The organism is Brasilonema angustatum (assembly GCF_059505445.1).
The window spans coordinates 16,851-28,417 of the sequence record NZ_JCACKO010000065.1 but is presented as its reverse complement, the minus strand read 5'-3'; the positions used below and the strand labels follow the sequence as shown (position 1 = coordinate 28,417).

Annotated in this window: 15 protein-coding genes and 1 riboswitch; of the genes, 4 read left to right on the top strand and 11 right to left on the bottom strand. The window is 41.3% G+C overall.

Features of this window, described 5'->3' with window-relative positions; translation table 11 throughout:
* Window positions 1–91 precede the first annotated feature (91 nt).
* The gene (locus AC5JM2_RS13540) at window positions 92–460 is read left to right on the top strand and encodes a phospholipase D-like domain-containing protein (RefSeq protein WP_495835393.1); all 369 of its coding nucleotides are present in this window, start codon (window positions 92–94) and stop codon (window positions 458–460) included.
* 13 nt (window positions 461–473) lie between these two features.
* Here AC5JM2_RS13540 and AC5JM2_RS13535 read toward each other — a convergent pair whose 3' ends face one another.
* From AC5JM2_RS13535 to AC5JM2_RS13525, 3 genes are all read right to left on the bottom strand, one after another.
* Window positions 474–2,210, bottom strand: a complete 1,737-nt coding sequence (locus AC5JM2_RS13535) for a formylglycine-generating enzyme family protein (protein ID WP_495835392.1) — start codon at window positions 2,208–2,210, stop codon at window positions 474–476.
* Window positions 2,180–3,358 (bottom strand): lipase family protein, encoded by a 1,179-nt coding sequence (locus tag AC5JM2_RS13530; protein ID WP_495835391.1) that lies wholly within the window; start codon window positions 3,356–3,358, stop codon window positions 2,180–2,182. The genes AC5JM2_RS13535 and AC5JM2_RS13530 overlap by 31 nt, the downstream gene beginning before the upstream one ends.
* A 157-nt stretch (window positions 3,359–3,515) precedes the next feature.
* Window positions 3,516–4,175, bottom strand: coding sequence for a nuclease-related domain-containing protein (locus AC5JM2_RS13525; RefSeq protein WP_495835390.1), 660 nt, complete (start codon window positions 4,173–4,175; stop codon window positions 3,516–3,518).
* Between the two features lie 327 nt (window positions 4,176–4,502).
* Here AC5JM2_RS13525 and AC5JM2_RS13520 point away from each other — a divergent pair, with 327 nt between their 5' ends.
* A complete protein-coding gene (locus AC5JM2_RS13520; RefSeq protein ID WP_495835395.1) occupies window positions 4,503–4,907 on the top strand; it encodes a gamma-glutamylcyclotransferase family protein in 405 nt (134 codons plus the stop codon).
* Between the two features lie 57 nt (window positions 4,908–4,964).
* On the opposite strand, the gene AC5JM2_RS13515 is transcribed toward AC5JM2_RS13520, so the two are convergent.
* The 3 genes from AC5JM2_RS13515 to AC5JM2_RS13505 all read right to left on the bottom strand — a co-directional run bounded on the left by AC5JM2_RS13515 (window position 4,965) and on the right by AC5JM2_RS13505 (window position 6,957).
* Entirely contained in the window at window positions 4,965–5,600 is a 636-nt protein-coding gene (locus tag AC5JM2_RS13515; RefSeq protein ID WP_495835389.1) for an anti-sigma factor family protein, read from the bottom strand.
* Between the two features lie 156 nt (window positions 5,601–5,756).
* Window positions 5,757–6,413, bottom strand: coding sequence for a sigma-70 family RNA polymerase sigma factor (locus tag AC5JM2_RS13510; protein ID WP_495835388.1), 657 nt, complete (start codon window positions 6,411–6,413; stop codon window positions 5,757–5,759).
* Between the two features lie 364 nt (window positions 6,414–6,777).
* Entirely contained in the window at window positions 6,778–6,957 is a 180-nt protein-coding gene (locus AC5JM2_RS13505; RefSeq protein ID WP_495835387.1) for a QAALIT motif small membrane protein, read from the bottom strand.
* Between the two features lie 560 nt (window positions 6,958–7,517).
* Here AC5JM2_RS13505 and AC5JM2_RS13500 point away from each other — a divergent pair.
* Together AC5JM2_RS13500 and AC5JM2_RS13495 are read left to right on the top strand one after the other, a co-directional pair.
* Entirely contained in the window at window positions 7,518–7,748 is a 231-nt protein-coding gene (locus AC5JM2_RS13500) for a type II toxin-antitoxin system HicB family antitoxin (protein ID WP_495835386.1), read from the top strand.
* Window positions 7,745–7,966, top strand: coding sequence for a type II toxin-antitoxin system HicA family toxin (locus tag AC5JM2_RS13495; protein WP_495835385.1), 222 nt, complete (start codon window positions 7,745–7,747; stop codon window positions 7,964–7,966). The genes AC5JM2_RS13500 and AC5JM2_RS13495 overlap by 4 nt, the downstream gene beginning before the upstream one ends.
* Before the next feature lie 22 nt (window positions 7,967–7,988).
* Here the strand turns inward: AC5JM2_RS13495 and AC5JM2_RS13490 are convergent, their stop codons facing one another.
* From AC5JM2_RS13490 to cbiE, 5 genes are all read right to left on the bottom strand, one after another.
* Window positions 7,989–8,282: a type II toxin-antitoxin system RelE/ParE family toxin gene (locus AC5JM2_RS13490; protein WP_495835384.1), complete on the bottom strand. Its 294-nt coding sequence runs from the start codon at window positions 8,280–8,282 to the stop codon at window positions 7,989–7,991.
* Window positions 8,279–8,509: an addiction module protein gene (locus tag AC5JM2_RS13485; RefSeq protein WP_210615973.1), complete on the bottom strand. Its 231-nt coding sequence runs from the start codon at window positions 8,507–8,509 to the stop codon at window positions 8,279–8,281. The genes AC5JM2_RS13490 and AC5JM2_RS13485 overlap by 4 nt, the downstream gene beginning before the upstream one ends.
* Window positions 8,510–8,879: 370 nt before the next feature.
* Window positions 8,880–9,668, bottom strand: a complete 789-nt coding sequence (locus tag AC5JM2_RS13480) for a hypothetical protein (protein WP_495835383.1) — start codon at window positions 9,666–9,668, stop codon at window positions 8,880–8,882.
* Window positions 9,669–9,670: 2 nt separating this feature from the next.
* The gene (locus AC5JM2_RS13475) at window positions 9,671–10,051 is read right to left on the bottom strand and encodes a mCpol domain-containing protein (RefSeq protein WP_495835382.1); all 381 of its coding nucleotides are present in this window, start codon (window positions 10,049–10,051) and stop codon (window positions 9,671–9,673) included.
* A gap of 93 nt (window positions 10,052–10,144) precedes the next feature.
* Complete coding sequence (gene cbiE, locus AC5JM2_RS13470) at window positions 10,145–11,374, bottom strand: precorrin-6y C5,15-methyltransferase (decarboxylating) subunit CbiE (RefSeq protein WP_495835381.1); 1,230 nt, start codon at window positions 11,372–11,374, stop codon at window positions 10,145–10,147.
* A gap of 62 nt (window positions 11,375–11,436) precedes the next feature.
* Window positions 11,437–11,545: riboswitch (cobalamin riboswitch) on the top strand.
* Window positions 11,546–11,567: the final 22 nt, after the last annotated feature.

The following is an 11,567-nucleotide window of genomic DNA, read 5'->3' as shown; positions in this document are numbered from 1 at the left end:
ATTGGCGCGAAAAGCCTAAATTTGCGTTAACTTTTTTCCAATTTATGGTTCAAAATTTTTCCCACATTATGATTCAAAGGACATTTCTGCTTTGGAAAGAGGAGTAAACGTAAAAGTCATTTATGGTTTTCAAGGAGACGAAGAGAATGATAATAATGAAGCTCAATATGAAGAAAAATTGGCAGAACTATTTTCTGAATATCCAGGTTCACTTTTAATTAGATTAGGCAAAGAAACACAAGTAGCAAGCAGGGGAACAAACGAAAAAATTTTAGTTTGCGACACCAAATTTGCTGTTGTAGGAAGTTGGAACTGGCTTTCTCATCCTTATAGAGATGCTTGTAGGAAATCGCTGATAAATAAGAAGGTTCAAATCCGTCAAGAAACTAGCTTACAAATATCCGATTCTTTGTCCATTTTGTCAATACAAGAAAGAATAGCTAAATTAATATCACATTAATCATAAAACTTTCTTAAGAAGAGCAGACAACTCGAAACCCAAATTCTTTGTCCGGAACGTTTGGGTTTTCAAAAAACCGAGATGTAGAGCGACAGAAACGAGGAGAAGAATCCCAAGAACCACCCCGCAATATTCGATATTCAGAATTTCCATCATTCATCCATGAACTTCCATCTAATGGTGCGCCTTGATAGTCTTCGTGTTGATAGTCCTCACACCATTCCCAGACTAACCCGTGCATATCGCATAGTCCGAAGGTATTAGCTGGAAAAATACCAACCTCGGTTGTCTGTTGTTTATAAACTTGATTGGCGTCTTCTCCACAATAGTTTGCCAAATGTGTTGTGATTGTTGCACCAAAATGGAATGGGGTTTTTGTTCTAGCGCGACAAGCATATTCCCATTCGGCTTCACTTGGTAAGCGATATATTCGTTGTGTTTTCTGCGATAGTCGCGCACAAAACTCTTGTGCATCACGCCAAGAAACTAGCTCTACAGGTAGGTTATCTCCTTTAAAAGAGGATGGTTCTAAATCAAGTTCACGTTGGATTTTTTGAAAGTTTGCAACTACTCTCCACTGCGCCTGAGTGATAGGATAACGACTCATAAAGAAAGATTTTACAGTGACTAAATGTTGGGGACGCTCATCCTCATCAGATTCAAATTCTTCTTTGGGTGCTCCCATTGAAAATTTTCCATCTGGGATGCAAACCATTTCTAGGCAAACTTCATTGTCCAAACTTTCTATAAAGTACTTTGCCTGTTCCCTCCACCGTTTGGTTTCTCTACCTTGTGCATTCACAGTCACCACTTCAAAATCGAAAGTTGTGGTGTTTGGAATGAACAAAGTTGGTGACTTACCTGAAGCATTTTTTCCCGATTCATCGTTTAACTGATGAAATTTCTCTGGCAGATTTAAGTTGGTTGGACGATAAATATCAAAATCTCCATCCCAACTGCGACGATAAAAATAAGTTGGTAATTGTTTTTTATCTAAACTGGCAAATTGCCGTTTAACTTTTTCAGCAATTACCTCCATATTTGGAGGCCAAGATTCCAAAGCTTCCTGTTCAAGTACCTCTCTGACTGCTTGAGAGAAATATCCTGTTTGACTTTTAGTGTTAACCTTTGCTGTTTCTCCTTCTCTGGTGGCAAGCAATACAAACTGTTGAATGTCTTGCCTGGGGCTACCACTAGAAAATTCTTTACCCTTGAAGTTCGTTGGTCTTCCTTTCGACTCCAAAACATAATTGGCACAGGCATCAACCATGCAAATATGATTCCGAATCTGAAACCAATCGGAAGCTAATAAAAGGAGCAAAGAATTCAAATCTAGGTTTCGCCAATTTTGAGATGTGGCATCAGCACAAAATAGCCTGCGTTCTCGTTCTGAAGTAAGCAAGCCATGTCCCACCCAAAAAATAAAGAGCAAATCTCCTTTCTTTTTGGATAAAAAATTCTCAATTATGTCGGACAGATTATTCTCGGTTGCTGCTTCTACTTCTAACTGTGATTGCTCGACTAAGTAACGATTTTCCTCTAACGGCGACAAGCAAAGCCGGATATTTTCTTTCAGTACGCCTCGCTTACACAGCCAGTCCGTGAACTTCAAAGCGTCATTAACAGGACCACCGCCCTTTACATTCCAAGAAGTCTCGTAGTATTTCTCGATACCTACAACTAGCCCATAAGTCTCCTCTGGTTTGGCAACTATCTCACTCATGGTAATCTGGAGACGATCGCTTTCCATGTGGCTGGATTTTCCCAGTAAGCGCCGTGCGATCGCGGAAATGGTTGTTTGTTATCTACTAAGACATCCTGCACTTTATCGGGGAAAACATTAGCCCCAATGTAACTGAGAAAATCCCGCAAATCGTATATATTCAACCAAGTTGGGAAATGCTCTGGCAGTGGATCACTATATTCTAAACTGTGTAGTGCATTAATCTCGTATAAAAATGGTGCTTGGGAACCAACCGTTACTAATAGCGCCACCTGTTCCAACGATTCTTTAACAAGCAAGTCAACGCAGGCAATACCTCCCAAGCTATGAGTTAGTAAAACTACTGGTGGTTCAGCTTGCTCAATAATTTCTCGGATAAATTGCCGAATTCGTTCTCCTCGACTCTGATAAAGCAAGATATCGCAAGGAAAGGGTGAAATTGCGTCTGTAATACTACCGCGCTTGCGCTTCATCGCAAACGTAGTTGGATGCGTCAGCAGAGAAAGAGGCTTCCACACCCAGCCTCCCAATCCCAACTCTGCTTCTCCCAAGGCACAACTTAGCTTTTCTACCACTTCATCCCGTAATTCAGCATTAGTGAGAATTGGTGGATATTTTTCCTGTTGTTCACAGTCAAACATAGCCTGAGCCACAATCGCTCTTGCTACAGCATCACAATACTCACCTAAAGATTCTGATGCCTTTTGCAAGGCTTGTTGGTAAGCTTGACTGCGAATAACTGCTTGTAGTGCTTCATCAAACACCAAAGCAATTCCTGCCTTTACCAAAAGAGCTTGTAATTCAGGTGAAGGGTTCAGGCTTTGCAAGCGAGAATTTAATTCATCGCTGGGTTGTTCTGCAAAAGGATTAGCAGTATCTTCCGAATTCGGTTTTAGTGACAATAACCGCAATTCATACAGGGGATCGCGGTATAGCTGTTCCCACAGCAAAATTTCTTTATCTTCCTCTTCTTCCGACAATGCTAGTGTTGCATCATACAAAGGTATAGATGCCCCTTGGGCATTTAACTTGGTTCCAAACATCTCACCCCACAAGCAAGGGACAACCTTGATATCGGGACGTTGGACACCAACCTTTTGTTGAATTAGTACAAAAGTTTCCTCATATTGAGTTGCTCGTATCCCTGTACCATGTACAAATATAAGAGTTGTCATCGTCTACAGATACTTAAGGGAATTCTTCAAAATATTTTTCTGTATTATAAGTTACTTCATTTTGTTAGTCATACTACATTAGGATTTTTTGTATTTGTTTTATTATAGATACTTATTTTTTAAGTATTGAAGTAACTATACTACCATCAAAACTAAGCTAGCTATATTTTGTCAATTTCTTTGATCCTGACGTCAATAAACTTAATAAATTTACTGCATTAACTACATATACACCATTAATTTGCTTGTTCTGCTTGATTTTCTCTAGATTTGCCTGGGTAAAACAAATGATTGGTTGCACAAAACTCACGCGCTTCATCTCTTTTAAAGCGCTTGCCTGACCCTTAACTGCTTGTAACAAGTTTTTCCCATTATTAAAATCATGAACCTGCTTGCCGTAGCGTCGCTTCAGCATCGCACCATCAAAAAATACTCTGCCTTTATTACTTTTGACATCTATTACAAAATAATTGCTTTTAGGGGAACACAAAAATACATCCGCATCACCCCAGCGCTTAAGCGGAACATTGTATTCAATTATCCAGCCTTGGCGTTCCAGAGGTTCTAACAGTCGCGCTACCTCTTCTTCTCCGTGGGCACCTTGGTCTGCTTGATTGGCTTTGATCCACAACTGTTGCCCTTGTTGGTAAAGCAAAGCTGCACCAACCCAGCAGCCAAGCACAACCAATATTCCCAATCGCGACGGGATTGGTATCAGTAACAAAATCAAAAAGGGAGAGACAACTAAACTAAATGCTCCTCCAAAGCGTGCTAAAGCTTTACTTCTACGTTCGTGGGCTAGTTGTCTGATTCTCATGCCAGCTTTTGGCACATTCACTCCCCCAATTTAAATCGTTACATTTATAATATTGGGAGAATTCGCAAAATTTTACAGCTTGTGCAGAATACATTACATCTTTTACATTGTAAATAAAATGTAGTATTGTATTTCAAGCAGAATATGAGTAAAAGACTTACATTGAAAGGGTTTTCAGCTTGATTACGAGACAAGTGTGCAAAATCGATTCATGTAGCGACGAAGAAAATATTTCTGCTCAAGGTTTGAATCTCGGTCTTTGCCAATACCCTTGAAACACGCATTTTTGTAACTAGCAACTTCAGGACTTATTAAGGATTCTTGGTGATAAAAGTTTTTGTCTACGGGACTCTTAAACCAGGTGAAGAAAATTATCAAAGATACTGTGCTGCTAAGGTAGTCAATACTACTAGAGCCGTTGCGCAGGGAAAATTGTTTGCCCTACCAATGGGTTATCCCGCGATGACACCAGGAGATAGCGCCGTATACGGATATTTACTCTCATTTGCGAACCCAGATGTGTTGACGGCTTTGGACGAGTTGGAAGGTTACCATCCTGATCGAGACGCATCAGAAAACCTTTACAACAGAAAGCAAATAGAAACCCAGGATCTACAAGGACACTTGCTTGGTGATGCCTGGGTCTACATAATGACAGAAAAGCTAGCCATTCAATTACAAGGTATCCACCAACCATTGGGTTGGTGGAATAGTTTTAATAAACACAAATGATGAATTCTAATTTTTTTTAACTTAATTTTTTACTTAAAATTCATCATTCATAACTTTTTAATTTACATTGTATTCAACATTGAAGTTGTGCTCGATATCGTGCGATTGAGGCTCTACTTTTTTATCATCTAAATTTTCAGGAGAGGCTTCTGCTGTTTTTGGAATTGGGATCACCGGATTATTTATAGCAACCCTAAGCGGTGAGGCGACAACAGGAGTAGACGTTACTGATTGTGTCTGCATTGGTTGGTTCTGAGCCAGCTGAGGTAGCCTAGACTCACCACCTGTCAGTAGACCAGAAAAGGCGCTAATCATGCAAGCTGCAATAGCAGCCCCTCCAGCCATCAATACTAGCCTAGGGCGACGGCGCAAACGTGCCATCACTTGCTCGACTGTTTCTTCTACTGACTGTTGTGGTTCAGGTACTGGAATAGCCCGTACACCTTGTCGCAACTTTAAGAGTCGCGCATGCAAACGCTTAACTGTCGCATCCTCTGCAAGCCATTTATCGACTTGCTTGCGTTCAGCAGCCGTCACCTCACCATCGAGGTAAGCACTCAATAACTCGAAGCGATCGCGCTTCACCATATCCATAGCACCCGTTGATTCATTGGTATGCTCAGTATTCCCACCTCGCAAATCTTTGTGATGTTGCAAGGCAGAACGGTCATCAAACTGAGAATCAGTAGTCATTTTAACATTATTACCAATTCCTACACGGGTAAACACAGCGGACTAAGATGAGAAATGAATCAATTCTTTTCCTGTTGGCAGAAGCACTCTGCTATCTCTTTCATAATACTAACGAATTATCATAATCTGCCATTAACCAAAGGATGGAAACTGTTATTACGAATCTAAATAATTTTGCAACTGAGATTGCAATCTCGCTCTTGCTCTAGCTATTCTCGACTTAACTGTTCCTAGAGAAACACCAGTGATTTCGGCAATTTCTTCATATGCCAATCCTTCGATTTCTCGTAGAACTATTGTTGTGCGGAATACTTCTGGCAAATCAGCGATCGCCTCACGTAGTTGCTCATAAAACTCTCTAGTCGTCAGTTCTTCCTCTGGTCCCGGAGTATCTCCTGCAATTTCCCAATCCATCTCGCCATCGTCTACCGAACGGGGAGCATCCAGTGACAAAGGACTGACAACCCGCTTGCGCTTACGCAACTCATCGTAAAACAAGTTGGTGGCAATACGGCTTAACCAGCCTCGGAATTTGGATGGTTCTTGTAATCGGTTAATATTCCGATATACACGAATCCAAACCTCTTGAGCCAAATCAGCTCTGTCAGGCCAATCAGGAGCTAGATGGTATAAGACTCTATCTACCTGGGATTGATATCTACGTAACAACTCAGCAAACCCAGCACGATCAGGGCGTAATCCTGCTTGACAACGCAAAATTAGGTCATGATTTGAGAGTTTATCAACTTGTACTGAGGTTTCTGGAAGCCTTGTATCAACTGTTGACCAGGATACAGTAATCGATTGACTCATAGATCGCACTGGCTTTAAATCATCCCTATCTATTAGACCTGTTAATGAGTTGGAAGTTCCTTGATAGAGTGACGGATTTTTGACTGGAACACTCTTGGTATACTAAACGAAACACAAAGATAATGGAACAAAAAAAGACTTCATACGTCTTTTACAAAGATACTCGCCTTGGTGCACCTCTTTGTTATGAGGTAACAGATCTAGGGCAATGTTAGTTATGTTTGTGCGATCTTGAGAACTGACCACCTACACTTGACAAATTTGAAAACAAAACAAGTTAAAACGAAATCAACTCAGTAAGATTCAAAAATCCACGAGACTAATACAGCGTTTTGTGTTCTGTGAGTTTTGAATTCTTTGTTGGTCATTTGCTTTCTTTAAAAAAAATCTCCTGCCGTGGCAATGCTACCACAAGATTTGCTGCTCTTTCAGCTTGTTGTTGGTAATTATTGAGATTTGTATTCGTTTGCTTGGGTATGTGAACTTGCGAAAACAGATTTAAAGAAAAAGTAATCGTAACTGCTAACAATAGTTTTTCCAACATAATTTTTCTCTCACCCACGCCAATTAATGATTGCTACATTTAGTGAAGAGTTCCACTCCAAGGAAAGTTTATGATCTGAATTTTGTTCATGTCAAAGCAGTAACGAAATGTCTATAGACCTAGTTTGCCTGGGAGTATTGACAAATTCATGAGGAAACTGATAATTATTGATGAATTTTTGGTAACTAAATGATGAGAAGATAAAAAAAATACCAGTATAACTATTTTTAGCTGTTGCACCGTAAGCCCCGCACCGTTGGGCTGAGCGCCCACATCGAAGCGATCGCCATTGGCTTGGTGTGGGATATAAGATCGCTCTCTACATTGAAGTTCTGCAAGAGCAGGGTGAATTTGTTCCAGACGATAAAGTTGAAGTTGTGCGCTTATGACTCAGGTGATTGAATATATCAAGCACATCAACTGGCTTGTGCTAAAGTTGTCAAGAAGAGATTGAGCGGAGAACTTATTGATCCTAGCCTACGACCGTCATAACTAAAGCCTTATTGCTTCCTGTAATGAGTGTTAGCATTTGGATGAAGTCACCAAGCAAGTGTTGAGCAATGACAGTGACAAAACCTCAAGCCGAATCTAAGCGCAAAGTACTGCTGTATCCTGGTGAAGATGGTTATTTTGTTGTCGAGGTACCGAGTTTACCAGGTTGCATTAGCCAGGGGAAAACTCGTGAGGAAGCTTTAGCCAATATTGAAGAAGCGATCGCTCTCTACATCGAAATTCTGCAAGAGCAAGGTCAGCCTATTCCAGAAGATAGAGTAGAAGTTGTACTGGTATGAGTAAGTTGCCTGTCATTTCAGGTGCAGAATGTGTTAAAGCACTAGAGCAAATCGGCTTTGTCGTAAATCGGCAGCGTGGAAGCCACATCATTTTAGTTCGCGAAGAACCTAAAACGACAGTTACTGTACCAGATCACAAGGAGTTAGATCGAGGGACTTTACGTGCTATTATCCGCCAAGTGGGTTTGAGCGTGGACGAGTTTGTTGAACTACTGTAAGCATTAGAGGAGCGATCTGCTTCTATTCGCTGCGACTTTTCCAATATCCAGGCTCTCGACTGCAATGCATCACAGCCAAAATGAGGATGTAGTCTTGCTCAATTGTATAAAGAATTCCATACGGGAATTTTCGCGTCAGACATCGCCGAATATCCTCATCAATAGCACGCCATCGAGTTGGAGACTCTCTTATTCGATAGATTGCATCCTCAACCGCATCAATAAAAGCCTGCGCAACCTCTGCACGGCGCTCTGTATAATATTGGACAGCCTCAGCATATTCAGTAAGCGCTTCAGGATGAAATACATACTTCATTGCTCAAGCAGTTGTCTTACCTGAGCTAACGCTTCTTCCCCAGGAATTGGTTGAACAGAACCACTTCGGACTTCATCTCGCCGTCTTTTTGCCTCTGTAGTCCAAACTGCTTGAATTGCTGGATCAGTGTTGAATTCCAAGCTTTCAACCAGCTTCTCAGCTAGGAGTGCCCTTGATGCACTGGGCAAAGATAGGACTTCTTCTGTCAGTTGCTCAATTGAACGCATCGTCAATATGTAGAATGTTGAATCATGCTCACAGTGTAACAACGATGGGCTGTTGGGAGGTATAGAAGAACTGTTAACTTATTGATCCTAGCCCACAGACCAAACTCAACCTTGATTCATATCATCATGTCCGATTAAATAACCGTTTCATTTGCTAATTCCAAGACTGCGATCTGCGCTCAGCGCAGCAGCGAAGCTATCGCCTGCTCATGACTGACACTAGTACTCCAAGGCGTAAATTCGGTTAGGGTGTAAATATAGACTTTTAAGGGGAAGCGTTTGGCAGTATAACCCTATCTAAACTTACGCCGCACTGTACTAGGAAAATGGTCTAGAAACTCATCAAGCGAATCACCTGCTTCAAGGCTCTCTATCTACCGCGTACAGGAAAGTATATGAGAAAAAAAGAAATAATTCCTAATGCCGTTCCAACAGTACTCATAGCTTGGGCAAATCGACTATCGAAACCGAAAATGGAAGTTGCGACAAGAGCTAAAGCTACAAATAAAACAGTACCAATCACTGAAACTAATAAGGGCATTGTCCTAACCAAAATAGCTTTAGTACTTTCTTTGAAAATTGGTGTTTCAACCAAATTAGTGTATCTGTATTGTTTACCTTCCTCTAACTCATGAATAAGAGTGTTCCAGGGTTTATCAAAATCTGGCTTTATTAATAATTCAAATGTACATAATTTGCTAACATTCTCAAGTAGGGAACACGCAAAGATATCTCCTATATAAACTTTGGATACAGATGTAACATCAATAATTGCATTTTTGTTCTTTCTATATAAAGAGGAGATGTACTGTTTTAATTCAAGGTATTGAATTCTTTCAACCTCCCACTTAATATAGTCTGTTAGGCAAAAAGTATATTTTGCTTTGAGTCTAGAAAGCTCATCAGGACTGTATTCAGTGTATAATGGAACTACCTTATCTTTAAAAAGACCAGTGTAGTACTTGTAAAATCCTTTAGAAAGGTTTTGAAGCAAGTCATAAACATTTGTACGAAGTAGGTTAAGTTGAACTTGCTGAGTCTTGCTATCTTCAACCTGGATAAATACTATACGGTTAGTACCTCGTTCAATACAATGAACAACTGAATTAAGGTACTGATCAGGTCTATCAGTAGTAACAAAAATATATAAAGTATTCAATTTTAATTATCTCCAAAAGTAATTACGCGACCTTTGCCTGAAACTTTTGCTTTTCTTAGACCAATTAATGCTTCAACAGATGTTTTACCGACACCAAACGACATAGTTTTTCCAGTACTTTTCAGAAAAAATTCTGAATAGGAAACTAGACTATCCATAATATTCAAATTAACTGGAACCACGAAACATATATCATCACCAGCTACGTAAACTACAGAAGCATCAATTTCATTCTTGGCTAGCTCTGCTATATGTTCAATAGCTGCTTTTACTTGAAATGAAAACTTGCTAGCTTCCTCAAGATTTTGTGAAAGTAAATAAAAATCAATTACGTCACCTATATTGTCACCATCGCCTATACATATTAGTGAGTTGTCAGACACGTTATCTCCTGATTCTTCTTGTCGCCATAAATTCTAGTCTAAAATATCCTACGGATACTAACTGCTAATAGTGGTATAGATGTTTGCTTCCAACTACTTCACCACCACCCACTGTGTCACCGGCACCATCGGCTTCCACCCCAAAAACCCGCCAATGGGAGCAGCCCGTTGAACAGCAACACGAATCAACTCCCCGCCTACCTGATTGTGCCATTGCAACAGCTTCTGCTCGCTTTCAACTGTCACAGCATTGGCAACAAAACGCCCACCCGGACGCAAAGCATCCCAACACACCTCAAATAAACCTTCTGCTGTTGCACCACCACCAAGAAAGATGGCGTCGGGTTGAGGTAAGTCTTTCAATGCAGCGGGAGCTTTGCCTGCAATAATTTGTAAATAAGGTGTACCAAGAGCGGCGGCGTTATCAGCAATATATTGTAGTCGGGTGGAGTTTTGTTCAATGGCGATCGCCCGACACCGAGAATGACTCCGCATCCACTCAATACCAATCGAACCACACCCCGCACCCACATCCCACAACAACTGTCCCGGTGTGGGAGCTAAAGCAGAAAGTGTTATTGCTCGCACCTCGCGCTTAGTCAACTGTCCATCATGATGATACGCATCATCTGGTAATCCTGCTAACCGAGGTAAGGGGATAACTCCAGCATCGGCAATACACTCTACAGCGATCGTATTCAAATCAGCTAGTTCTGTTGTCGTCCATGAAGCGGCTGTGCCTGCGATAATTCTCTCCTGAGAACCGCCCATATGTTCTAAGACGGTAATTTTACTATCACTAAAACCACGTTTTGTCAATATTTCAGCGACAATTGCTGGGGTTTCCTTGCCTTCGCTTAAAATTAGAAGACGTGCTCCTGGGTAGATAGCCGCTTGGATGAGAGCAGGGGGACGAGCGTTTAAGCTTAATGTCTCTACTTCAGTGAGTGACCATCCTAGTCTGGCACAAGCAAGACTGAAAGATGAAGGTGCGGGGATGATAGTCATCTCAGAAATGGGTATATGGCGCGAGAGAGTGACACCGATACCAAAGCACATGGGATCGCCACTTGCCAAAACGCACACAGATTGACCCCGGCGACGGAGAATTTCTTCTATAGAATGACTGATGGGGGAAGTCCAGAGGAGTTTTTCTCGTGAATCGTCTGGTGGTAGCATGGCGAGATGGCGTTTTCCACCGACTATTACTTGTGCATGCTCAAGGAGAGAACGGGCGATGGGCAAAGCCCCGCCAGAGGCGAACGCACTCAATCCCGATAGCCCATCCTCACCAATACCGACAACTGATAACCATTTGTGCATCTAGCGACTGATGGAAGAATTAAAAAGATTTGGCAAAAAGAGGTAAGGCTATTATCCCATGCTAAACTACACAAACTTGGAGTCGGGAAAGTCCGGTGAAATTCCGGGACTGTGCCGCAGCTGTAATGGGTAAACCCTAGTCAGAATACCAACTCCAAGGGTGTCTTGTACACACAGTTATTATCTGCTCTCT